Annotated in this window: 22 protein-coding genes and 1 riboswitch; of the genes, 16 read left to right on the forward strand and 6 right to left on the reverse strand. The window is 56.2% G+C overall.

Annotated features, from left to right (window positions below; genetic code table 11):
• Positions 1-129 precede the first annotated feature (129 nt).
• From JJQ72_RS12190 to JJQ72_RS12210, 5 genes are all read right to left on the reverse strand, one after another.
• The gene (locus tag JJQ72_RS12190) at positions 130-3,393 is read right to left on the reverse strand and encodes an efflux RND transporter permease subunit (RefSeq protein ID WP_208203836.1); all 3,264 of its coding nucleotides are present in this window, start codon (positions 3,391-3,393) and stop codon (positions 130-132) included.
• 132 nt (positions 3,394-3,525) lie between these two features.
• On the reverse strand, positions 3,526-4,446 hold the full coding sequence (locus JJQ72_RS12195; RefSeq protein ID WP_138227316.1) for a TetR/AcrR family transcriptional regulator: 921 nt from the start codon (positions 4,444-4,446) through the stop codon (positions 3,526-3,528).
• A 121-nt stretch (positions 4,447-4,567) separates the two neighbouring features.
• On the reverse strand, positions 4,568-4,882 hold the full coding sequence (locus JJQ72_RS12200; protein WP_208203837.1) for a DMT family transporter: 315 nt from the start codon (positions 4,880-4,882) through the stop codon (positions 4,568-4,570).
• On the reverse strand, positions 4,882-5,241 hold the full coding sequence (locus tag JJQ72_RS12205) for a DMT family transporter (protein WP_208203838.1): 360 nt from the start codon (positions 5,239-5,241) through the stop codon (positions 4,882-4,884). The genes JJQ72_RS12200 and JJQ72_RS12205 overlap by 1 nt, the downstream gene beginning before the upstream one ends.
• Positions 5,242-5,303: 62 nt before the next feature.
• Complete coding sequence (locus JJQ72_RS12210) at positions 5,304-5,885, reverse strand: TetR/AcrR family transcriptional regulator (RefSeq protein WP_208203839.1); 582 nt, start codon at positions 5,883-5,885, stop codon at positions 5,304-5,306.
• A gap of 173 nt (positions 5,886-6,058) precedes the next feature.
• Between JJQ72_RS12210 and JJQ72_RS12215 the strand changes: the two genes are divergently transcribed.
• The gene (locus JJQ72_RS12215) at positions 6,059-6,769 is read left to right on the forward strand and encodes a hypothetical protein (RefSeq protein WP_208203840.1); all 711 of its coding nucleotides are present in this window, start codon (positions 6,059-6,061) and stop codon (positions 6,767-6,769) included.
• A gap of 107 nt (positions 6,770-6,876) precedes the next feature.
• Here JJQ72_RS12215 and JJQ72_RS12220 read toward each other — a convergent pair whose 3' ends face one another.
• Positions 6,877-8,388 carry a phospholipase D family protein gene (locus JJQ72_RS12220; RefSeq protein ID WP_233281067.1) on the reverse strand — a complete coding sequence of 504 codons (1,512 nt, stop codon included), beginning with the start codon at positions 8,386-8,388 and terminating at the stop codon, positions 6,877-6,879.
• A gap of 204 nt (positions 8,389-8,592) precedes the next feature.
• On the opposite strand from JJQ72_RS12220, the gene JJQ72_RS12225 reads away from it, so the two are divergent.
• From JJQ72_RS12225 to wecB, 15 genes are all read left to right on the forward strand, one after another.
• The gene (locus JJQ72_RS12225; protein WP_208203841.1) at positions 8,593-9,516 is read left to right on the forward strand and encodes a MerR family transcriptional regulator; all 924 of its coding nucleotides are present in this window, start codon (positions 8,593-8,595) and stop codon (positions 9,514-9,516) included.
• Between the two features lie 25 nt (positions 9,517-9,541).
• Entirely contained in the window at positions 9,542-10,657 is a 1,116-nt protein-coding gene (fni, locus tag JJQ72_RS12230; protein ID WP_208203861.1) for a type 2 isopentenyl-diphosphate Delta-isomerase, read from the forward strand.
• 244 nt (positions 10,658-10,901) lie between these two features.
• The gene (ychF, locus tag JJQ72_RS12235; RefSeq protein WP_138227310.1) at positions 10,902-12,002 is read left to right on the forward strand and encodes a redox-regulated ATPase YchF; all 1,101 of its coding nucleotides are present in this window, start codon (positions 10,902-10,904) and stop codon (positions 12,000-12,002) included.
• 408 nt (positions 12,003-12,410) lie between these two features.
• A complete protein-coding gene (gene prfA / locus JJQ72_RS12240) occupies positions 12,411-13,478 on the forward strand; it encodes a peptide chain release factor 1 (protein WP_138227309.1) in 1,068 nt (355 codons plus the stop codon).
• Between the two features lie 25 nt (positions 13,479-13,503).
• Positions 13,504-14,373 carry a peptide chain release factor N(5)-glutamine methyltransferase gene (gene prmC / locus JJQ72_RS12245; RefSeq protein WP_175415439.1) on the forward strand — a complete coding sequence of 290 codons (870 nt, stop codon included), beginning with the start codon at positions 13,504-13,506 and terminating at the stop codon, positions 14,371-14,373.
• A gap of 140 nt (positions 14,374-14,513) precedes the next feature.
• Positions 14,514-15,716, forward strand: a complete 1,203-nt coding sequence (locus JJQ72_RS12250; protein ID WP_138227307.1) for an FtsW/RodA/SpoVE family cell cycle protein — start codon at positions 14,514-14,516, stop codon at positions 15,714-15,716.
• 241 nt (positions 15,717-15,957) lie between these two features.
• A complete protein-coding gene (gene spoIIR, locus JJQ72_RS12255; protein WP_243896048.1) occupies positions 15,958-16,647 on the forward strand; it encodes a stage II sporulation protein R in 690 nt (229 codons plus the stop codon).
• Positions 16,648-16,786: 139 nt separating this feature from the next.
• Positions 16,787-18,031, forward strand: coding sequence for an L-threonylcarbamoyladenylate synthase (locus JJQ72_RS12260; protein ID WP_243896049.1), 1,245 nt, complete (start codon positions 16,787-16,789; stop codon positions 18,029-18,031).
• 266 nt (positions 18,032-18,297) lie between these two features.
• Complete coding sequence (locus tag JJQ72_RS12265; protein ID WP_138227305.1) at positions 18,298-18,858, forward strand: manganese efflux pump MntP; 561 nt, start codon at positions 18,298-18,300, stop codon at positions 18,856-18,858.
• A gap of 44 nt (positions 18,859-18,902) precedes the next feature.
• Entirely contained in the window at positions 18,903-19,487 is a 585-nt protein-coding gene (locus JJQ72_RS12270; protein ID WP_208203842.1) for a low molecular weight protein arginine phosphatase, read from the forward strand.
• A 143-nt stretch (positions 19,488-19,630) separates the two neighbouring features.
• Positions 19,631-19,713, forward strand: a riboswitch (ZMP/ZTP riboswitch).
• 117 nt (positions 19,714-19,830) lie between these two features.
• Positions 19,831-20,286 (forward strand): ribose 5-phosphate isomerase B, encoded by a 456-nt coding sequence (gene rpiB / locus JJQ72_RS12275; protein WP_208203843.1) that lies wholly within the window; start codon positions 19,831-19,833, stop codon positions 20,284-20,286.
• Between the two features lie 123 nt (positions 20,287-20,409).
• The gene (locus tag JJQ72_RS12280) at positions 20,410-21,003 is read left to right on the forward strand and encodes a TIGR01440 family protein (protein ID WP_138227302.1); all 594 of its coding nucleotides are present in this window, start codon (positions 20,410-20,412) and stop codon (positions 21,001-21,003) included.
• Positions 21,004-21,061: 58 nt separating this feature from the next.
• Positions 21,062-22,312 (forward strand): serine hydroxymethyltransferase, encoded by a 1,251-nt coding sequence (gene glyA / locus JJQ72_RS12285; RefSeq protein ID WP_138227301.1) that lies wholly within the window; start codon positions 21,062-21,064, stop codon positions 22,310-22,312.
• 235 nt (positions 22,313-22,547) lie between these two features.
• Entirely contained in the window at positions 22,548-23,177 is a 630-nt protein-coding gene (gene upp, locus JJQ72_RS12290) for a uracil phosphoribosyltransferase (protein WP_138227300.1), read from the forward strand.
• A gap of 97 nt (positions 23,178-23,274) precedes the next feature.
• A complete protein-coding gene (gene wecB / locus JJQ72_RS12295; RefSeq protein ID WP_138227299.1) occupies positions 23,275-24,432 on the forward strand; it encodes a non-hydrolyzing UDP-N-acetylglucosamine 2-epimerase in 1,158 nt (385 codons plus the stop codon).
• The last annotated feature ends 59 nt before the right edge of the window (positions 24,433-24,491 follow it).

Raw genomic sequence — 24,491 nt, forward strand, 5'->3', positions numbered from 1 at the left:
TAACAAACAATTCCCCTCTATGTCTTGGGGGCTGGAGTAAAGTGTTCAGGAAAAAGAGCCGCCCCCGACAGATCCCAAGCATCTGTGGGGGCGGCTCTTCGTGTTAGGGCCTGAGGGCAGCAGCCGGTCTTATTCGACGTGCCGCTTGCGGCTGAATTTCATCAGGAATTCGTATACGATCGGCACGACGACCAGCGTCAGCAGCGTGGAGCTGATCAGACCGCCGATAACCGTAATGCCGAGGCCGCGGGAGATGATGCCCGCACTGTTTTCCCAGCCGAATACAAGCGGCAGCAAGGCGCCGATTGTAGCCAGGGCCGTCATCAGAATTGGACGCAGGCGGGTTGCGCCAGCTTCCAGAAGCGCTTCTCGTGTTGAGAGACCCTCGCGCTCCTTGTGAATCACGCGGTCGATGAGAACGATCGCGTTCGTGACGACGATACCGATCAGCATCAGCACACCCATCAATGCAGAGACGCTAAGCGTTTCTTTGGTAATAAGCAGGGCAACAATGGCACCGATGACGATAAACGGCAGTGAGAACAGGATGGCAAATGGAGCCAGTGCACCGCCAAAGGTAACGACGAGTACGAAGTACACGATCGCGATGGCTGCCAGCATAGCCAGGCCAAGCTGGCCAAAGGTGTCATTAATCTGCTCGGTGGCACCGCCGAAGGAGACAGAAATACCGTCCGGCAGATCCATAGCCTCGACTTCTTCCTGCAGCTTCGCAGAAGCACTGCCGATATCATCGGTCACGAAGTCGGCGTTCACGGTTACAGTCATTTTGCCGTCCATCCGGGTGATGGTGTCCGGTGACGTTCCTTCTTCCACGGTGGCCACATCTTTAATAGGCACTTCAATACCGAGCGGAGAGGTAAGTGTTTCATTCTGAATCTCTTCAATGCTGTTATAGGTCTCGTTATCTGCTTCGATATAGACCTCATACGTCTTGTCTTCGATCTGAATTTCGGTCAGCACCGGACGCTCGCGCACCGGGCTCAGCTTCATTGCCAGCTGTCCGGCCGTGAGGCCCAGGGAGCTGAGCTTCTCCTGATCCGCAACCAGAGTGTACTGGCTGTAAGCTTCCGCCAGGCTGGATTCCGCATTTTCAAAATTCGCGGTGTCCTGCTGCGTCAGCTTCAGAATCTGGTCCGCTACAGGCTTGAGCTGCTCCAGCGAATCTCCAAACACATTGATCGTAAGCTGGGAGCCGCCAAAGCCGCCGATATCCATATTGGTCCATTCGCCTTCCGGAACGCGCTGCTCCAGATCCTCGATCAGCTGCGCTTTAACATCCTCGAAGTTCTCTGTTTCCGGATCATACAAGACGTAGAACAGTCCGGAATTGGAGGAGCCCATCCCCAGCGGGTTGCTGCCGCCAATGGAGTACTGCATGTTCTGAACTTGATCCTGCTCCAGGATCAGCTTCTCCGCTTCCAGAGCGCGCTCTTCCACATCCTCCAGACGGTCGCCCGGCTGTGGACTGTAGGTTACCATCACATACTTATCCTCCTGCTCCGGCAGGAAGCTGACGCCGAGGAACGGGGTCAGGAACAAGCTGCCGACAAGCAGCACGACGGCGAGGCCGAAGGTGACGAGCTTGTGGTTCAGCGACCATCTCAGAATCTTCTGGTATCTGAGGGCAAGGCCGCCTGGCTTCTCTTCATGGTTATGCTTGTTCTTAAGGCCTTTGCTGAACAGGCTGTGTGCCAGCGCCGGAACGAGCGTAACGGCGACGAGCAGAGATGCCAGCAGGGCGAATACCATCGTCAGGGCAAAAGGAATGAACAGCTCGCCCACCATACCGCTGACGAGCACCAGCGGCAGGAATACCGCGATGGTGACGATGGTCGAGGACATAATTGGCGCGAACATTTCACGCGTAGCCGCACTGATAAGCTCACGGCCCTTCAGCTTCTCGGTGGAAAGAGACATCCGGCGGTAAATGTTCTCGATAACAACAATGGAGTCGTCGACAACCCGGCCGATCGCAACCGTCATGGCGCCGAGTGACATCATGTTCAGGGTGATGTCCATTTGACGCAGACACAGAACAGCGATCAGGAGCGACAATGGAATCGAAATAATCGAGATAATGGTGGAACGGATATTACGCAGGAAGATCAAAATGATAATGACTGCGAACAGGGCGCCGTATAATGCTTTGAAGAGCATCGTATGCACAGAATCCTCAATCGGCTTGCCCTGGTCGAGCATAATCGTCATTTCGGTTCCCGGGTACAGCTCGGAAAGCTCTGCAATCCTGTCTTTTACCGCATTGACAACATCCACAGTATTGGCATCGTTAGCCTTAATAACCTGGATGCCGATCGACTCGCTGCCGTTCGTGCGGGAGATGGATTCGGCCTTGCCGATCACCTCAATGGCAGCGATCTCGCTCAGCTTAACGGTAGGAATACCGGCTGCTGCCGGGTTAGCGGCACCTTGACCTGCAGCGCCCTGACCTGCAGCGCCTTGTGGTGCCGGGGCTGCGCCTTCAGCCGGCTGCTGGCCTTCAGCACCTGCAGCGCCTTGACCTGCTGCAGCGCCGGGATCAGCTGCACCGGCACCCGGTGAAGCTCCCGCCTCAGGCGCATTGCCTGCGCCTGGCGCACTGCTTTGGCCTGCACCGCCTGCACCGCTCGGCAGAACCGGAATCGCGAGGTTGTTCAGGTCGTCAATGCCGATAATGCCGCCGTCCACGGCGACCGCTTTCTGAGACTGGTCCATTTCGAACAGGCCCAGCGGAGCGTAAATGGAAGAGCCTTGCACAATGCCTTTGACTGTATCCTCGGTCAGACCCAGCTCAGCCATTTTGTCCTGATCAAAGGTTAATTGAACCTCGTTGACAAACTGACCAGCCACCTGCAGGGAAGATACGCCCTCCAGCTTCTCCAGCTCCGGGATGATGTCGTTCTCTACGATTCGCGTCAGCTCATCGAGATCATCGCTCTCCTTGTTGCTGATGCTGACTGAAGTGACGGGGAAGGAATTCAGGCTGAAGCGGGTAATCTGCGGCTTCTGCACACCCTCCGGCAGCTTCACATCATTCAGCGCCTCCCGAACCGCGGCTGTCGCATTGTCCAGATCTGCGCCATAGTTAAACTCAATCGTGACATTCGCGGCATTCTCCAGGGAAGTGGAGGTCACCGTCTTCACGCCGTCTACGTTGCGAAGGCGCGTCTCCAGCGGCTTGCTAACATCCTGAACGACGCCCTCCGGTGCGGCACCGGGATAGATGGCCGTCACGTTCAGGAACGGCACGTTAATGTTCGGGATGGTTTCCTGCTTCATCGTGAGTCCGCTGTACAAACCTCCGGCAACAACAATGATGGTGAGCAGCCAGATGGCGAACTTGTTGCGAAGTGAGAAATTAATAAGACCTTTCATAGGACGTTGCTTCTCTCCTCTCCAAAATAACAATCTTTATCTTTCTGTCCAGCCGGTTAGGGCTGTAAACACCATGTTCATCTGCGCTTCATCTATCGAAGGCAGGGGCTGTGCCGCTTCAGCAGCACAGGGTTACTTCTGGGCGGGCAAAAAGAAATCGGTCACGCTCTGCAGGGTGCTTCTCAGCTCCTCCAGCAGCTCTCCGCCTTGTCCGATCTCCACGAGATTGGCAAGCATTCCCTTCAATACGGCTCGCCGGGGCTGTAAATCGACCAGCTCGCGCTCCAGCACATCCAGAGATTCCAAGGCATCACTGCGGTCAGCCGCATTCATCGGCAGCTGCTTGAGCTCGGTTCGCAGAGCCTTGATCACCACGAGCGGATGCCGGGTATGATACGCCTTCTCTGGCGGAATCAAGCCCATCGACTCCCACACCTCCAGAGACACGAGCGGCTCGGGACGCCGGCGCAGCAGGCTGGCAGCGACATCCTCCAGCATCGTAACCAGATGGGAGGCCAGGGTGCCTACGTTCAGCGGCAGTCCCGGAACAAACAGAAAGCGTATGTAAGAACCGAGCATACCGGTCACAAACATGGCGATTTCCATCGTATAAGGCTCGATATCCTCTCCGTACACTGTGCAGAGCTTGTTCTTGAACCAGATCTGCGCCTGGACCAGCTCACTCTGAAAGCATCTTTCTACATCCATCGGGTGCTTGCCGGGGGAATCGAACAGCTGACGGAGCAGAAACTCCCGCACCTCCAGAAAGTGCACGAGCAGAATTTCCGCCTGCTTGCGCAGCTGCTCCCGGGGGGTGATGCCGGTCTGCTGCTCCACCTGCACGAACGCATCCCAAATCCGGTGGGCAATAAACTCGTAGATGCTTCTCTCCAGCTCCTCTTTAGACTTGAAATGCAAGTACAGACTGCCTTTGGACATGCCGCACACCTCTGCAATTTCCTGCATGGAGGTGCCTGCGGATCCTTTCGTGGAGAAGAGCTGAAGGGCTGTGCTTAATATCTGTTGACGCTTCTCCGTCGCCTTGTCAGCCAAGCTTTCACCCCTCTTAAGAACCTGTCAGTTCTTGAATTGACCCATCGGTCAAACTTATTATATAAAAAAGAAACGGTCAGCACAAATGTTGCCGTGTGTCCGTTTCTTGAACAAATAAAGTCTATGTCAGAACCTTCAAGCCTACTGCAGAGCCTAGAATCATCGCAATGAACACCATGCGGCGCCATTCCTTCGGTTCCCCGAATAACAGCATGCCGGCGAGCGTGCTGCCCACCGTCCCGATGCCGGTCCATACCGCGTAAGCCGTTCCCATCGGAAGGAAGGTCATGGCGTAAGAGAGCAGTGAGAAGCTGCACAGAAAAGAAAAAGCCATCAGCCCTCCGTACCGCAGGCCCTTGCGCTCCGAGACTCCTTTGATGCCGATGACGCCGAGCACCTCGAAGCCGCCCGCCAAGATCAAAGCCAGCCAAGCCATTAGAGGCGCACCTCCCTTACAGAAGAGCCTTCTTTACCCGAGGGCTCTGCCGTTACGAGCTTCAAGCCGATGACGCCGCCCAGCAGCACTCCGATCAGCAGGACCTTGCTCAGCGAGAACGGCTCGCCGAACAGCAGCATCTCCGCGGCTACGGTACCGGCCGTTCCGATCCCTGTAAATACAGCGTACACAGTTCCGACGGGAAGCCGCTTGGACGCCTGTACAATTAAATAAAAGCTTGCGATAATCGCTGCCACCGTGCCGATCCACTCCAGCGCGGTGGTGGAATGCTTCAGACCGGATACCCACACAATCTCGATCAAGCCGCCAATCCACACATAAAGCCAATTCCGACTCATGATTCCGATACTCCTTTATCAATCTGATCTGACGTTTATGTTTAGAAGGTCCGTCCCTTCGCTCAAGAGCGTGTTACCCCTTGCCAGTACACCGGCCAGGCATGAGCCAGCCGCCGGGCGGCACGCTCTTCACCGCCATACAGAATTTCTACATGAATGCCGTCCAGCAACGTCAAAAAGACCGAGGCTGCCTGATCAGGCCGGGAAATAATCCTGCCGTGCTGCGGACATCCTGCCGCGAGCAGCTGCGAAAGACAGACCTCATGACGGTCAAGAAACGGATATACAATATTCATGACCTCTTCATAGAGTGCCCTCGGCGGGAAAAAGGACACCCGCAAAAAAAACCGTGCCTCATCGTCCCGGGTATATTGCTCCAGCCGCTGCTGCAAAAAGCTCTTCAGCATCTCTTCCAGCGAAAGCTCCTGATGCTGACTGAAAAAGCCGACAATGTTCTGCTCCTGCCGCTGGAATACATCCTTTACGGCCTGCAGGAACAAATCGCCTTTACTGCTGTAATGGGCATAAATGGACGGCTTCCGGATGCCGCAGTCCTCGGCAATCCCCTGAAGTGAAGCGCCCTCATAGCCGTCCCGGGCAAAATGAGCCAGCGCGGCCTGCAAAATCTGTTTGGAGCTGTGCATCGTCCACCTCCTACCTAACGATCGTTAGGCACTATTGTTGCAAACCTAACTTTCTTTGTCAAGTTTGCCCTGTGCTTCTTTCGTCATGGCTTTTACTTGAAAAGGTAACTTATTTCATTTGTGGGCGTTATTAGGTATATGGAATACCCAGAAAACAAAGGAGGAAGTTATCCATGAAATATCTGAAATATTTCTATATATTGTTGGTTGGTGTTACCATTTGCTCTGCTTCTTTGTTCTCAAACATTGATGCTAGTGTCAGGGTCCCGGATGATATTCGACATTATGCTAACGACGCCGGACTTGAAGAGTTTAAGAAACTGATTTCCGAGGATCCGATTGGATTTGGATATAAGGACATAGAAGAAGTAGGTCAAGTTACACTAGGGCCCGGCTTTCAAATAAATTGGATTGATGCCGACAAATTTGCAAACGTTAAATCAAGTTTAATAGACGTTTCAAAACCAACAGGACAATATGAATTTATTGTTCTGTCTAATGGGGAAGGTAAATCCTTTTTAACCGTTGAAAGAAACGGAGGTCGTTTCAGAGTCATATCTGCAGGAGGAGATGCATCCGGATTGTCCAAGTCATTAGCGAAGATGACAAGCTCACTTGCTTCAGCAAGTGAACACATTGAACTAGCCTTAATAAAAGATGGAAATGTCAGGTATCTTGTGACAAACGTGGATGGCAAAGAAGTCAATATTCCAGATTTCACCTCAGAGAAAATGGCTTTAATGAGTGGCATGGATCAAAATCAGTTATGGGATTCCGATAAAACAATAAGTTATCTTAAGCAGGCCCAGTTTCAAAATGTAGATCCTAACACAGATGGCACTAGAGGTTATCCGATCACCGAGAAGGAGAACTCCCGTAAGTGATAAAAGCATTAATCATCCCAAATAACTCCTGCTGTTTAGCAGGAGTTATTTGGTTCTAAGCATCATGAAGCTGCTAAGCTTGGAGGGTAGAGATTGAAAGCGGAAGCTTAAAAGGTCGTAAAGCCCAGCAGCTTCTGAATCCGGAACGCCACGCTTTTGAGCCAGACGGTGTCTTCTTCGTAAGCGCTCAGCTCCAAGGTGTACTCCGCATCCACGTTGTTCCACAGCCTGTTGAAATAGTCATTGACCTGTTTCGTGACCTCATGCTCCTTCTCAGCGGACAGCCAAAAGTTGTTCTCCAGGTTGTAATCCTTCAGGTTGCGGGGGGTAAAATTGGTCGAGCCGCCAATCATGATGGACGGCTTGGAGGGCTTGGAAATAAACAGAAGCTTGGTGTGATACTGCTCCTCGCCTGTGTTGTACCAGCGAATATCAATGCTGTTTCCGGAGCGCTCCTTCAGCTCTGCGGCGGCCGGGCGGTTCGGAATGCCGATCTTGTCCCGGCCAAAAGCGTTCTGATTGGGGTCCAGAATCAGCCGCACCTGCACGCCGCGCTGTGATGCGGCGACAAGCTCGTCCATCACCTCGCCCTCAGCGAGATAGAACATACCCATCCACAGGGTATCGCCGGCTTCCGCTTCTTCAATCGCCTTCAGCACATATTTGTACACCTTGCCTTCCGTCAAATATCGGATGTCAGCAGACAGCCCCGGTGCCGGCTGTGTTTCTTCCGACGGAGTATAGACCGGCAATGTATACGGGCCGCTCAGACTGGCAGCCGCCTGCTCTGCTGCGAGCACATCCCGGATGACTTCACCGCCGGCCTCAAAGGCGATGTTGGAGTGGTAGGCACTGGCCGCATGCACATTGGCGGAGGAGACGAGGGCGGTACGTTCGCTCACGATCACCTTACGGTGATTGGCCTTGACGTTCAGCAGCTTCATGTACGAGCGGACCGTCATATCCGGGGCCTCCTCCGCCATCAGGTTGGGCACCTGGCCCTCCCCAGCTTGCCCGAACCACTGAATAAAGGTTCTCCAGAAGGCCGAATAGATCGGCGTGGAATCACGAAGCGGCTCCACATTTGTGATGATGACGGTAATGCCTGCCTGCTTCAGATCCTCTAGCAGCGGGTTTTTGGAAGAGCCGTAGTTTGTGTTGACCTCATCGGTAATCAAGAACATGTCCATTTCCGGATGCTTGCTCTTGTGCGAGATCAGATGGTCTGTCATTTCGCGGCTGACCTGAGGGAAGGATTGGTCTTTATGGGTATAGTCATTAAAAAGAAACATGTCGATCACGAGAAATTGTCTCGACTCGTCAATGATTTCATGCATTCGATCATAAATTTGCTGCTCGTGCACCGCCTGGCCGTCCGGCCCCGGATAAGTCAGGTCATGCCAGAAGGCAACCTCCGTACTTTGGTACAGCGGGCTTTCGTAGGAAATGCCGTCCGGCAGCGGCTTTTGAGTATGATACACGAGGACAGCCAGCAGCCAGGCAAAAAGAAGCAGCACCGCTGTTTTTACCCAGAAGCGGGGAGAACGGCGGCGGGTGTGTGCAGGCTGAGCCCCAGCCGATGCTTCCGGTAAGTTGTTAAATAGGCTGAACAGAATCATAGCCATCCTTCTTTCTGTATAAGGGTCGTTAAAACCATTTACCAACCTCGGCCATAATTGAAGCAAGCTGTACGGCGGGAAAGAAGCCGTCTTCCTGGTCGACAGCGGAAGTGAAACTATGTATAATCGATGTACTGGATTTGTATAAAGTGCGACGTGATATTAGGGAGGATCACTCCTACCGATCGAAAGGCAGGGAACCGCGTGTACTCTATTAAACAAGTATCCACAATGCTGGATATGCCGAGTGTAACGATCCGGGCCTGGGAGAACCGGTATGGGGCCGTGAAGCCGCTGCGGACAGAATCAGGCTACCGAATGTATAGTCCGGATGACATAGAAGATTTGAAATGGCTGAAGGAGCAGGTGGAGGAGAAGGGCATGAGCATTTCTCAGGCCGTGCTGATGCTGAAGGCCGGGAAATCCTTTCCGGGACCGGGCCGCGGTGAGCCATTTCCGACTCTTGGCGCTGAGCAGCAGGAAGGTCCTTATGAAGAGCTTAGCGGCCAGATTTTCAATGCTTTGTTTGCGTTTCAAAGTGAGCGGGCGAATCGCCTGATTGATTATGGCTTTTCAATTTACGGCTATGATGCCATGTTCTACAAAGTGCTGGTGCCTGTTCTCGTGAAAGTCGGAGATGCATGGGAAGCGGGCACGGCATCGGTGGCGCAGGAGCATTTCATGACGGAGCTCATCTCACGGCGGTTTTTTCAGTTTTTTCATTTATTTCCCGTTCATTCTTACATGCCGAAGGTGCTTTCGCTTTGTCCGGAGGGAGAATATCATCAGGTCGGCCTGATGCTCTTCTCACTGCTGCTGCGGCGCAATGGACTGGATGTAGCCTACCTGGGCCCCAACACGCCGAGAGAAGGTCTTCTGGATATCATTGATTCCCAGGGAATCGGGATCGTGTGCCTCTCGGTGACGAATGCCAGATATGTAGGACGGGCGGACGAGCTTGTGGATTATATTTCGGAAGCGTTCCCCGAGGTGCTCTTTCTGCTTGGCGGCAAAGGGTACGGAAGCGGAACAAAGAGCCGGTACACCCAATGGGTGATGAACGAGCCGGCAGAGCAATGGCAGGAGTGGCTGAGCCGATTTTTGGCCCAGCACCAACTGAGGCCGTAAAACCTATTGGATGGGGGATCTCATGATGAAGGAGTCAAATAAGGAGCGTGAAGGCTTACCGCAGGAGCACTGTGAGCAGCCGGCAGGGGGAAATCCGGGTATGCTGATTCCGGAGGTGCCTACCGGGGAACGCAAAATCGAGCACGTCCGCCTCTGTCTGGAGGAAGAGGTGGGGGGGCGCGGGATTACCACGGGGCTGGAGCGCTACCGCTTTCGCCATCACGCTCTGCCGGAGCTGGACTTTGAGCAGGTGGAGCTCTCGGCCTCCTTCTTGTCCCACCGTATGCGCACACCGCTCCTGATCAGCTCCATGACCGGGGGCAGCCGGGCGACGGGCGAGATTAATCAGCGTCTGGCTGCTGCTGCGCAGCGGCGCGGATGGATGCTTGGCGTCGGCTCAGTCCGTGCAGCGGTGGAGCAGGAGGACCTGGCTGCCACGTTCCGGGTCAGGGAATCGGCGCCTGACATTCCTGTCATTGCGAATCTGGGTGCTGTGCAGCTGAACTATGGCTTCGGAGCAGATCAATGCCGCAGAGCCGTGGACATTGCGGGAGCCGACATGCTCGTGCTGCATCTGAACAGCCTGCAGGAAGTGTTTCAGCCGGAAGGCAACCTTTCCTTCAAAGGGCTGCTGAAACAAATTGAGCAGCTGTGCCGGGCGCTGGAGGTGCCTGTCGGCATCAAGGAGGTCGGCTGGGGCATCGACGCGGAAGTCGCCGTACAGCTCGTGGAAGCCGGAGCCTCCTTCATTGATGTTGCCGGCGCAGGCGGCACCTCCTGGAGTCAGGTGGAGAAGTTTCGCAGTCCTGACCCGGTGCGCAAGGCCGCGGCAGAAGCCTTCGCGGATTGGGGCAACTCCACGGCGGATTGCATCGCTGAGGTGCGGGCTGCGCTGCCGCAGACCGAGCTCATCGGCAGCGGCGGTCTTACCAGCGGAGTGGACGCCGCCAAGGCCATTGCGCTTGGCGCAGACATTGCCGGCTTCGGCCGGGGTCTGCTGGGCTCGGCGGTGGCCTCGGAGGAGGCGCTGGATGCCCGGCTGGCTCAGGTCGAGCTGGAGCTGAGCATCGCCATGTTCGGCATCGGAGCCGCTACCATTGAAGAGCTGCAGGGTCATAAGCGGCTGATCAGGCTGGGATAGGCCGTAAACGGGATGTGCGGAGCAGCCGGAGCTTGGGAAGAACCGGCAGGGAGCTTGCCGTGCGGCAGCCTTGGCAGTAAAGACCGTGCAAATGGAATGGAACAGGCCGGAACGCCAGGGGCGAGCCGGCCTGTTCTGCTGTGTAAACTTCAGTTTCAACAACCGGGATCATCTGCTATAATTAATAGGATTGTTTAGCGGCAAGATATTTGAGGATGATTATTCATAAGGAGTTGTCATATACATGGCTTTGAAAGCAGGGATTGTAGGTTTGCCGAACGTCGGCAAATCGACGTTGTTTAACGCAATTACGCAGGCAGGTGCGGAATCGGCCAACTATCCGTTTTGTACGATTGATCCGAACGTAGGTATTGTTGAGGTGCCGGATGAGCGCCTGGACAAGCTGACAGAGATGGTGGAGCCGAAGAAGACCGTGCCGACCGCCTTTGAATTTGTGGACATTGCCGGGCTGGTCCGGGGAGCGAGCAAGGGCGAGGGGCTGGGCAACAAGTTCCTGGCACATATCCGCGAAGTGGATGCGATCGTGCATGTCGTCCGCTGCTTCGAGGACGAGAACATTACCCACGTCGACGGCAAGATTGATCCCGTCAGCGACATTCAGACGATCAATCTGGAGCTGATTCTGGCGGATATCGAGAGCGTGGAGAAGAAGATTGAACGCTCCAAGAAGAATATGAAGGGCGGCAACAAGCAGTTTGTTCAAGAGGTTGAGGTGCTGGAGAAGGTCAAGGCGGTGCTCTATGAGGACAAGCCGGCCCGCAGCATGGACCTGACCGAAGACGAGCGCCTGCTGGTCCGCGATCTTCATCTGCTGACACTGAAGCCGGTGCTGTATGCGGCGAACGTAGCGGAGCATGAGATTGGCGATGTCGCGAACAATGCCTATGTGCAGAAGGTTCGTGATTTCGCAGCGGCGGAGAATGCCGAGGTCGTGCCCATCAGCGCCAAGGTGGAAGAGGAGATTTGCGAGCTTGAGGGAGAAGACAAGCAGATGTTCCTGGATGAGCTGGGTATTCAGGAGTCCGGCCTGAACCTGCTTATTAAAGCAGCATACAAGCTGCTCGGCTTGTACACTTACTTTACTGCCGGTGTGCAGGAGGTTCGTGCCTGGACGATTCGCAAGGGCACGAAGGCTCCGGGAGCAGCCGGTGTCATTCACAGCGATTTCGAGCGCGGCTTCATTCGGGCCGAGGTCGTGTCCTACGAGGATCTGGTCGCTGCCGGCTCCATGAACGGTGCCAAGGAGCGGGGACAGCTTCGCCTGGAAGGCAAGGAATATGTCGTGCAGGACGGCGATGTGATGCATTTCCGTTTCAACGTATAGCAGAGAACGGTGCCAGCCCGCCGCGCTTTAGAAGCGCAGCGGGCTGGCTTGTTTGTCTTGGCGGGAATTGCCAGGGGGTTATCGTGTTCTCGCAGAGTCAGCGCGATGTCTATCGCTAGGCGTGCTGCACGGTCTTTGCCGTTGTCGTTGTAGCTGTCTTTCCCGAAAAGCTGTTGCTATTCAAAGCCTGTAGAATATGATATAATTAAGAGTCGTATGACTAGTGTTTTGAAACTAATGATGAAATGACGTAAAGCGAGATGTGCAGGGGAGACGGAGCGTTTTTGTACGCTGGCGGCCGAAATTCTGCAGCAGCTGGCGATCTGATAATGAATGAAATAGAAGCATGCTTCCGGACAAAGTGTACCCGGGGCGTGAAGAACATACCATACCATGAGGTGACAAGCCATGTTGGATAAATTACAGGCATTAGCGGATCGTTATGAGAAGCTCAGCGAGCTACTCTGCGATCCGGATGTGGCCAGCGATACGAAGAAGCTGCGGGAATACTCTAAGGAGCAGTCCGATCTCCAGCCGACGTATGAGGCGTACAATGAATACAAGCAGGTCAGCGAAGAGCTGGATGCCGCCAAGGAAATGCAGGGCGAGAAGCTGGATGATGACATGCGCGAAATGGTCAAGATGGAGATCGACGAGCTGTCCGGACGGAAGCAGCAGCTGGAGGAGACCATCCGCGTCCTGCTTCTGCCGAAGGACCCCAATGACGACAAGAACGTCATTGTGGAGATTCGCGGCGCAGCCGGCGGCGATGAGGCCGCGCTGTTCGCCTCCGATTTATACCGGATGTATACCCGCTATGCCGATACTCAGGGCTGGAAGGTCGAAGTGATGGATGTCAATACGAATGATCTCGGCGGTTTTAAAGAGGTTATTTTCCAGATTATCGGCCGGGGAGCATACAGCAAGCTGAAGTTTGAGAGCGGGGCACACCGAGTGCAGCGGATACCGGCTACGGAATCCGGCGGCCGGATTCATACCTCCACTTCAACGGTAGCGGTGCTGCCGGAGGCGGAGGAAGTGGACATCGAGATTCATGACAAAGACATCCGCGTGGATACCTTCTGCTCCAGCGGTGCTGGCGGCCAGTCCGTTAACACGACGAAATCGGCGGTTCGTGTAACCCACGTTCCAACGGGCATTGTGGCAACGTGTCAGGATGGGAAATCCCAGAACTCCAATAAGGAGAAGGCGCTGCAGGTGCTTCGGACCCGGATCTATGACATGATGCGCCAGGAAGAGGAAGCGAAGTATGCCGGTGAGCGGAAGAGCAAGGTCGGCACAGGAGACCGCAGTGAGCGGATCCGGACCTATAACTTCCCGCAAAGCCGTGTCACAGATCACCGGATTGGCTTGACGGTACACAAGCTGGATCAGATCATGAACGGTGAAATTGAGGAAATCGTTTCAGCCCTGACGATTGCAGAGCAGGCAGAAATGATGGATAAAGGAGAATAACGCTTTGGAGCGACAAAGGTTCAGCATGACGCCGGAGCAGACGATACGGGAAGCCTTTGCAGAGGCTTCTTCTTTTTTGAAGGCCCATGAAGTGATGGAGCCGCAGCGCAATGCCCAGCTGCTGCTGGAGCATGTGCTGGGGCTGTCGGGAACGTCTTATTACGTAGCCTTGGGAGATCCTTTTCCTGCCGAGAAGCAGGGAGAGCTGGAGGAAGGGATCACCCGGAAGGCACAGGGAGTTCCGGCTCAGTATATTACAGGGGTACAGGAGTTTTACGGCCGGGAATTTAAGGTGTCGCCCGCCGTGCTGATTCCCCGCCCTGAAACCGAGCTGCTGGTGGAGGCGGTGCTGCAGTATGGACAGAAGCTTGCGGCCGGTCCCGGCGGCGAGCTGAATGTGGTGGATATCGGAACCGGCAGCGGTGCTATAGCCGTAACCCTGGCGCTGGAATCGCCCCGCTGGCGTGTGCTCGCCAGCGATATATCCCCGGCGGCCCTGAACGCTGCCGAAGAGAATGCCCGGAAATGCGGCGCTCGGGTAGATTTCCGCCAAGGGAATCTGCTGGAGCCGTTCAGCGGACTTATGATTCACATTCTCGTCTCCAATCCTCCTTATATCCCGGCGCGGGATATAGAGGAGCTGCAGCCGGAGGTCAGGGACCATGAGCCGCGCACTGCACTGGATGGCGGCCCCGATGGGCTGGACCCATACCGGGCTATGATGGAGCAGCTTCAGCTGCTGCAGGCGCCGCCGCGCCTTATAGCTCTGGAGCTGGGCATGGGCCAGGCGCCGGAGGTGGCGGAGCTGCTGCGCCGTGCCGGGCACTGGCAGGATATTGTGACCGTTAAGGACCTGGCAGGCATTGAGCGCCATGTGCTTGGGGTGGGGCGCTAGCTGCAAGTGTGCAGTCAAGGAGTCCATCATGAGCGCTGGCATTGTACTGCGGGAAGGTTTTCTTTTACAATAGATGGAGGATATGAACTTGAAAATGGAAACACTAAAGAGCTTGCCCGGCTCTTGCATGGAGGGATGACATGCTGAATAAGCTTAAAAAAATCGACTACCTCATCGTCACCGCCCTGGTAGGGATGATGATCGTCAGCATTACGTCTATATACAGCGTCACCAAAGATACAGCGGATATGGACGGAAGCCATCTGACGATGATGGCTTACTATGTCGTCGCGTTTATTGCATTTTTCGGCATGAGTCTGCTGGATTACCGGCTGCTTCACAAATACGCCCTGTATATTTATTTGGGCGGCATCGGCATCCTGGTATTTACGCTATTTTTCGGGAAGACAATTAATGGCGCCCAGGGCTGGCTGGATCTCGGGATTGTGAACCTGCAGCCGGCAGAGATGTTCAAGCTCATTCTTATTATTTTTGTCACTCATGTGCTCATTATGAGAAACAAGCCGGAGCTTTCCTTTATCAAGGATATTATTCCGATCGGCCTGCTGACCTTCATTCCGTTCGCGCTCGTCATGATTCAGAATGACCTGGGGAATGCACTGGCGTATGTGGTCATTCTGCTTGGCCTGCTGTGGATCGGAAACGTCAAGGTGACTCATGCGCTGATCGGTCTGGTGCTGGTGGCAGGGACGGCTTTTGGCGGGATTCAGGCCTACATTCATTATCATGATCAGATTGAGGAGTTCTTGGGCAAGGGCTCCCGTGCGCACTGGATGGACCGGATCGATCCCTGGCTGATGGCCTCCAGTGTGGATACGTCCGGCGCAGGCTGGCATACGTATAATGCCAAGCTGGCTATTGCGAGCGGCGGGATGAACGGGGAAGGCTTTATGCAGGGGACGTCGGTTCAGTCGGGTCGCGTGCCTTATACGTATTCGGATTCGATTTTTGTGCAAATTGCGGAGGAATACGGGTTTGTCGGGTCCTCGGTCGTCCTGCTGCTGTATTTCATTCTCATCCACCGGATGATTCTGATCGCGCTGGAAAGCCGGGAGCGGGCAGGTCCGTTCATGATCGTTGGTATTGTGTCGATGCTGCTCTATCAGATTTTCGAGAACATCGGGATGTTTATCGGGCTGATGCCGCTGACAGGCATTACGCTGCCGTTCATTAGCTACGGCGGAACGTCGCTCGTGATCAGCATGGCTTCGCTGGGCGTGGCCATGAGCGTCAAGCTGCACGGGCAGGACATCGAGGAGGATTTCCCCGAGCCCAAAACCTACCGCACCCAGGCGGCGCGGATTCGTCCGCAGAACCGTTGATGTCAGTCCAGCAGGGCGTGGCGGGGTGCCGCCATGCCTGGTTGGCAGCAGGATGAGTTTGGCGGGGATGCTCAAGATGAGATGAACCATAAAGATCCCAAAGCTGAAGGCCCCCGTGCGGGGCTTTTTTTTGGATAGAGAAGAAGTCTATCAAAAAATCATAGACCGCCACGTTTATCTCTCAAAGCTGCCGGACATACTGGTAGTATCATAGAGTTATCGTAAGAGAGGCGGCTGTCCAATGCAATCATCCCATCCATCCCGTGATCCACTGCGTACTGCAGTCAAGCAAATTGTCGTGCTATTATCCATCTTGTTTCTGGTTGTCATGTCCTGGGAGGAGCAGCGCATTGATGCTGCTGTCACGGAAGGCGCCATCCCGGAGGAGTCCATTCGGCTCCGCATTCTTGCTCATTCCGACGCCCCGGAGGACCAGCTGGTGAAGCAGGACATTCGTGACGCTGTCGTGATGCAGATGAAGAGCTGGGTGGGTGAGCTGGCACCGGAGAGCCTGGAGCAGGCGAAGGCGATGACGAGAAATCACTTGCCGGAGATCGAGGCGCTGGTTGCACAGGAGCTGGCTGCACGGGGTATCACGTATGCTTACCGGGTGGAGCTGGGCGAGGTCCCTTTTCCGACCAAAATGTACGGAAGAGTGATTTATCCCGCAGGTGATTACGAGGCGGTTCGCATTACACTGGGATCCGGCAAGGGCAAGAACTGGTGGTGCGTGCTGTTTCCGCCGCTGTGCTTCATCGGGGACAATGGAGATGTGAGTGCGCCAAAGGAGGCTGCAGGAACACGCACGGCTTCTGCCGAGCCCGCTCCGTCTGAGACGGCAGAGGCAGAGGCGAGTGCGCCGGAGGTACGGTTCTTCCTCTTGGACCTGCTGGCGTCACTGTGGAGCTGGGTTAGCGGACTGTTTAAGTAGGGTGGAATATGATACACTTTCTAGCAAAAGAGTGCTTGTTCTCTTCAGCGCCGCCACGACCGCTTGCCAAGCGGCGGGGAGCGCTCAGGGCTGGAAGCACTTTTTGTGATTGAATTCGAAGAGAAAGCTTGGGATATAGATGAAGCATGAGAAATGGCAGGATGCAGCAAAAGAAAGACAGCCGCTGACCGGCGGCAAGCGTGCAACGAAGCTGTGGATGCTGGGCGGAAGCGCCCTTGATGGGGCTGAGGCTGAAGGGGGCGCTGCGGCTTTGTTCCATGCGGATTCCCGCAGACTGTCAGCTGGTAGCGGGAGAGGGCCGGAGGAGATTCTCGGCAGTGCGGATGCACCCGACACTTGTGCGCTGCAGGAAGCAGGAGCCGTGCTGGCGGCAGGCGGAACCGTCGCTTTTCCGACGGAAACGGTGTACGGGCTCGGCGCGGATGCGCGCAGCACGGCTGCGGTGGAGCAGATTTTTGCCGCGAAGGGACGGCCTTCGGACAATCCGCTCATCGTACACATTGCAGATCCGGCACAACTGCAGGAGCTGGTGACCGGCGTGAATGACACCGAGCGGCGCCTGATGGCGCAGTTCTGGCCCGGCCCGTTGACGCTGGTGCTGCCGGTGAAGCCCGGCGCGGTATCGCCGCGGGTGACGGCCGGACTGGATACGGTCGCCGTGCGGATGCCGGATCATCCGGCGGCGCTGGCGCTGATCCGCGCCTCCGGCTGTCCGCTGGCCGCGCCGAGCGCGAACCGCTCGGGCCGTCCCAGCCCGACGCTGGCCGCGCATGTGCTGGAGGACCTGTCCGGGGCCATCGACGGTGTGCTCGACGGCGGACCGGCAGGCGTCGGCGTCGAATCGACAGTCGTGCAGGCCGCCCCGGACGGCGCCGTTACGGTGCTTCGCCCCGGCGGCGTCACCGAGGAGCAGCTTGCCGGCATTGCGGCAAGCGTGCGGCGCGACCCGGCGCTGGCGCACGCCGGGGGCACAGACAGCCCGGCGCCCCGCTCGCCGGGCATGAAGTACACGCACTATGCGCCTCAGGGCGCGCTGTGCGTGGTCACCGGGCGGACGGCAGCTGCCGTGTCCGCCCGCATCCAGGCCGAGCTGGACGCGGCCCGCACGCGCGGGGAGAAGACCGGTGTGCTGTCGTTCGACGAGCACATCGGCTTCTACCGCGCGGACGTTGCCGTCTCGCTCGGCAGCTTGGCCGCGCCAGAGGAAGCGGCACGGCGGCTGTACGCCGGCCTGCGGCAATTCGATGAGGCCGGCGCGGCCTTCCTCCTGGCGGAAGCCTGCCCGGAGGAAGGCCTCGGTGCCGCAGTGATGAACCGGCTCCTGAAGGCGGCGGGGCATCACATCATAGATGCCGACGCCTAATCAGCGGGACGCACTGTCCTCGTCCCCTCCCTAGCCTCCCGCGCCCACGATGCTTAACGCGCCCCCAGCGCCGCCTCGGCCCTGGCCTTCCCGCGCCCGCGATGCTCAACGCGCCCCCAGCGCCGCCCCGGTCCTGGCCTCCCGCGCCCGCGATGCTCAACGCGCCTACAGCACCGCCTCGGCCCGGGCCTTCCCGCGCCCGCGCGGAATGATTTCCTCCTTGTCCGCATATGGTGTACAAGACCATAGGACTTGGAGGAAAGCGCATGCTGGAGACATCTGTCCAGACCGGGCAGCTGGCCGCGATCTTGATGATGGCCGTGGCCCTGGGGCTGGATGCTTTTTCGCTGGGCATCGGAGTCGGCATGAAGGGGGTACGCCTTCGGCATGTTCTGGGCATCGGGCTCATGACGGCACTGTTTCATATGCTGATGCCTCTGCTGGGGCTCATCTTCGGCCGATATGTCGGCGCTCTGCTGGGCGAGATTACGGGGATTGCAGCGGGAGGGCTGCTCGTGCTGCTGGGCGGACATATGATCTGGAACTCCTTTCAACAGGGGGAATCCCGTCCCGTGAACCATACGACCCTGCTGGGGATGCTTCTATTTTCCTTGAGCGTCAGCATCGACTCCTTCTCGGTCGGAGTCTCCCTGGGGATGTTCAACAGCCACGCGGCATTGATCGTCAATGCCTTCGGTATTGTCGGCGGGCTGATGTCCATCTGCGGCCTGCTGCTGGGACGGAAGGCGGCAAGCCGTCTGGGGGAATACGGCGAGCTGGCAGGGGGCGCGATTTTGCTTCTGTTTGGCTTGATGTTTATCTTTTGATACAATAACCGCAGATCTTTACAGGCGACAGGAGGCGAGAAGCCGTGACTAATATTTTGTTTCTGTGCACAGGCAATACGTGCCGCAGCCCCATGGCAGAAGGCATGCTGCGCAAGCTGGCGGCCGGAAGGTCCATGAAGCTTGAGGTACGCTCTGCCGGGGTAGCTGCCGTGGAGGGCATGCCGATTTCGCGTCACGCCCAGGCGGTGCTGCGGGATCAGAGCATTGAGGGGGAATTCACCTCGAAGCCACTCAGCCGGGAGCTGGTAGCATGGGCAGATTTGATTCTGACACTGACTCAGTCCCACAAGCAGTTCGCGATTTCCCGGTTTCCGGAGGCAGCAGACAAGGTGCATACGCTGAAGGAATTTGCCGGAGCGGATGAGCAGGTCATGCAGGATCTGCAGGAGCTGGACCGGCTCTATGTATCGGCAGAGCTGGCCCGTTCGCTCGGGGGTGCCCAGTCCAGCCAGGAGCGGGAGCGCTTGATCGAGCTGCGCCAGCGGATTCCGAGCTTTGATATCTCGGATCCTTATGGCGGCTCGCTGGAGGACTATGAGGCGACGGCGGCCGAGATCCGGACCGCGCTGTTCCGCCTGCTGGACAAGCTGGAGGGAGAAGCGCGCTGAGGCTGGCTTTAGAGAGCCGGTTTTTTGCAGTCTTTCATCCTGCTGTTTATGAGAATGAGGGACGGCTGCACATCGACGTAAATGGTCCAAATGTCTCCCTTGCTTTTGGGGATGTTTTGATTTAAGATGAAGTGGAAAAAGTGAGATTCCGATGTAACTGGCGACGAAGTGGAGTAAACCACGATGGAGCATCGGAGACATACGGCCGGTCGCCTGGGCAAAGAGCATTTGTGCACGCTATGCGTGTGCAGACTGCTCTTTTTTCGTCTTTTGGCCAGACCATGGGTTATACTATAACTAGTATTTGAACCAGAGGATGAAATCAGGAGGAGGTTTTTCAATCATGAGAATCGCATTGGGCACGGATCACGCCGGTATACGCTTGAAGGAAGAGATGATCAAGGTCATTCAGGAGCTGGGGCATGAGGTCGAGGATTTAAGCTGCGGCTGTGAGACGTCTGTGGATTATCCGGATTATGCTCTGCCCGTCTGCGAGCGGGTCATCGCCGGTGAAGCTGACCGGGGCATTCTGATTTGCGGAACGGGGATCGGCATGAGCATTGCAGCGAACAAGGTGCCGGGCATCCGCTGCGCGTTGACCCATGATGTATTCTCCGCCAAAGCGACGCGGGAGCATAACGACAGCAATGTGCTGGCACTGGGCGAGCGTGTCGTGGGGCCGGGGCTGGCTGCGGAGATCGTAACGGCCTGGCTGACTACGGAATTCAGCCAAGGTGTGCGCCACATCGGGCGTGTAAGCAAGATTAAGGCCATTGAGGATCGGTATCTGAAAGCTTAAACCCTGGAGCCTGGAGCTTGTTGCTCTTCGGGGGAAGCCGAGGCTGCGGCCCTTCTAAGGATACGGTTCAACTTGGCATAAGAACACTTCCATACAATATACAGGCGGGAGGCGGTCCACTGGATGGAGCATGGGGCAGAAGTGAGAGACATGAGCTTGAAGGAGCAGACGGTGCAGGTGTTGAGAGAGCTGGCGGAAGCAGCCGGTCTCAGGTCGGGCAAGGTGCTGGTGGTCGGCACAAGCACGAGTGAAGCGGCGGGCCGGCGGATCGGCACAAGCGGCGCCCTGGACATCGCGGAGCAGCTGCTTCAAGGCATTCAAGAGGTGCAGCAGGAGCTGGGCTTTGATACGGTTTATCAGTGCTGCGAGCATCTGAACCGCGCGCTGGTTATGGAGCGGAAGGTGCTGGAGCGGCTGTCCTTGAATGAGGTTGCAGCGATTCCCGTCCCTAAAGCCGGCGGCTCGATGGCCGCGGCCGCTTACCGCAGCTTCCGGCAGCCGTGCCTGGCGGAGCATGTCGCGGCAGATGCGGGGCTCGATATTGGCGAGACGCTGATTGGCATGCATTTGAAGCATGTCGCGGTGCCCTTCCGCCCTTCGCGCCGCAGCATCGGCGAGGCGAGAGTAACCGCGGCATTTACCCGCCCGAAGCTGATCGGCGGCGAACGCGCCGTGTACAGGCTGGAGAACGAGAGCGGAGCCGGTTTTTGTGATTGATGACGTTATTTACCTTACTTTTATATAAATACTATGTAGATTCAGGGAGGAAATAATTATGATGGAACATTTGCGCAAGGCCGACCCGGCTGTACTGGAAGCCATGAATCTGGAGCTTTCCCGCCAGCGCAGCAACATTGAGCTGATTGCATCAGAGAACATTGTCAGCGAGGCTGTTATGGAAGCTATGGGCTCCGTGCTGACGAACAAATACGCGGAAGGCCTGCCGGGGAAGCGCTACTACGGCGGCTGTGAGCGTGTAGATATTGTTGAGGATCTGGCGCGTGACCGTGCGAAGGAGCTGTTCGGAGCAGATCATGCGAATGTACAGCCTCACTCCGGCGCACAAGCGAACATGGCCGTTTACCTGGCTGTGCTGAAGCCTGGAGATACCGTACTGGGTATGAACCTTGCTCATGGCGGACATCTGACGCACGGCAGCCCTGTGAACGCTTCGGGCCTGCTGTACAACTTCGTTGCCTATGGCGTACAGGAAGATAGCTTCCTCATCGACTATGATGAAGTCCGCAAAGCGGCGTTCAAGCACCGCCCTCGCCTGATTGTAGCCGGCGCGAGTGCATACCCGCGGATCATTGATTTCGAAAAAATGGCTTCCATCGCAAACGACGTCGGCGCGCTCTTCATGGTAGACATGGCGCACATCGCCGGCCTTGTTGCAGCCGGTCTGCATCCGAGCCCGGTTCCGCATGCGCATTTTGTAACGACAACTACGCACAAGACACTGCGCGGACCTCGCGGCGGCTTGATTCTGTGCAAGCAGCCATGGGCGACGGCTATTGACAAGGCTGTGTTCCCTGGCTCCCAGGGCGGTCCTTTGATGCACGTCATTGCTTCCAAGGCGGTGGCTTTCGGTGAAGCGCTGCAGCCTTCCTTCAAGGAATACTGCCAGCAGGTGGTGAACAACGCGAAGGTGCTGTGCGAAACGCTGATTGAGGAAGGCCTGAACATTGTATCCGGCGGCACTGACAATCACCTGATGCTGCTCGATACCCGCAATATGGACATCACTGGCAAGGACGCGGAAAAAGTGCTCGACTCCATCGGCATCACGGTGAACAAGAACGCCATTCCGTTTGACCCGACATCTCCGTTTGTTACCAGCGGCATCCGGCTTGGTACGCCGGCAGTCACCTCCCGCGGCATGGACGAAGCTGCAATGAAGACGATCGGCAAGGTCATTGCCATGACACTTCGCCAGCCGAAGGACGAGGAGAATCTTGCGAAGGCCGCCCGTATGGTGGCTGAGCTGACGGACCAATACCCGCTGTATCCTGAAATGAAATACTAATCCTTTATCGACTGCTATTACCAAGGCCCCGTCAGGTATGACGGGGTTTCTTGCATATTCTTTACAGAGCGGGAAACGCCGCTTCTACAGGTGGAAAACATTCATCGGTCTTGCAGGTGTAAAATCACATCCGGGAGTGATATAATAGACAAGATTTATGGAGCCACAATCCTGCTTGCAGCCCATATTGAAGAATATATAAGAACATATACGTAACCAACCGGAGGGACCTGACATGGGAAAATTGGTGATTTGTGATCACCCTTTAATTCAACACAAACTAACTTTTATACGCGATAAGCAGACCAACACGAAGGATTTTCGGGAGCTGGTGGATGAGGTCGCTACCTTAATGGCGTATGAAATTACACGCAATATTTCATTGGAGTCCATTGCTGTAACGACACCGGTGGCGCAGACGGAGGGCAAGGTCATTTCCGGCCGCATGCTGGGGCTCATCCCGATTCTTCGCGCCGGGCTGGGGATGCTGGATGGCGTCGTTAAGCTGCTGCCGGCGGCGAAGGTCGGACATGTCGGCTTGTTCCGGGATCCGGAAACGCTGCAGCCGGTCGAATATTATACCAAGCTGCCAACCGATGTGACCGAGCGCGAGCTGATCGTGATCGATCCCATGCTGGCTACCGGCGGCTCGGCGATTGCGGCCATTGATGTGCTGAAGAAGCGCGGCTGCACACAGATCAAGATGATGAACCTGGTTGCCGCGCCGGAGGGCGTGAAGGCTGTGCATGATGCTCATCCGGATGTCGATATTTATGTAGCGGCGCTGGACGAGGGTCTGGATGATCACGGGTACATTGTGCCTGGCCTTGGCGATGCCGGTGACCGGCTGTACGGCACGAAGTAGCCGCCGCAAGCCGAGATATAAACGCTGTGATGCTTTGATCCATGCTTTCGCATGGAAGGTCTTTGCTGTATAGCGGGAGAAGAGGAGTTAGTCCAACATGTCCAAAATTAAAGTGATGACGATCTTCGGCGTCCGGCCGGAGGCGATCAAAATGGCGCCGCTCATTCTGGAGCTTCAGCGCCATCCCGAGCACATTGAATCTGTGGTCTGCGTGACCGCGCAGCACCGCCAGATGCTTGATCAAGTGCTGGACGTATTCGGCATCGTGCCGGATTATGATCTGAATGTAATGAAGGACCGCCAGACGCTGAATGAAATTACGGTTCGCGTGCTGGAGGGGCTGGAGCCCGTGCTGCGCGAAGCGAAGCCGGACATTGTGCTCGTTCACGGCGACACGCTGACGACCTTCCTCGCCAGCTATGCGGCTTTTCTTCAGAAGATCCAGGTGGGCCATGTTGAAGCCGGTCTTCGAACATGGAACAAGCTTTCTCCGTATCCGGAGGAGATGAACCGCCAGCTGACCGGGGTGCTGGCTGATATTCATTTTGCGCCAACCGATCTGTCTGCGGGCAATTTGAGAAGCGAGAACAAGAATGAAGACTCGATCTATGTGACAGGCAACACCATTACCGATGTGTTCCGTTATACCGTGAAGCCGGATTATACCCACCCGATGCTGGACTGGGCCAAAGGCAAACGGCTGATTCTGATGACCGCCCACCGGCGGGAGTCGCAGGGGGAGCCGCATCGTAATGTGTTCCGCGCTGTGAAGCGGATTGCGGATGAGTTTGAGGACGTTGCGATCGTGTATCCTGTTCATCCCAGCCCTGCGGTGCTGGAGCCGGCTCATGAGATTCTGGGAGGCCATCCCCGCATCCGTCTGATCGATCCGATGGATGTGGTGGACTTCCACAATTTCTACCCGCACACCCACCTGATCCTGACGGATTCCGGCGGACTTCAGGAGGAGGCGCCTTCTTACGGCGTGCCCGTGCTGGTGCTTCGGGATACGACGGAGCGGCCGGAAGGCGTTGAAGCAGGGACGCTGTCGCTCGCCGGAACCCACGAGCAAGAGGTTTATGAGAAGACGCGCAGCCTGCTTACGGATCAGGATCTGTATGAGTCCATGAGCAAAGCCGCGAATCCGTATGGGGATGGACAAGCCTCGGAGCGGATCGTGAATGCGATTTTGCATCATTTTGGCGTGCAGAGCGAGCGTCCGTCGGAGTTTCACAGAATGTTCACAAACCGTTAAAAAAATATAAGCTGCAGTACAGCAGCGCAGTATACAGTTGAACTGTACGGTTGACGCGG

It is taken from the genome of Paenibacillus sp. F411, from assembly GCF_017582705.1.
Classification (GTDB): domain Bacteria; phylum Bacillota; class Bacilli; order Paenibacillales; family Paenibacillaceae; genus Paenibacillus_AQ; species Paenibacillus_AQ algicola.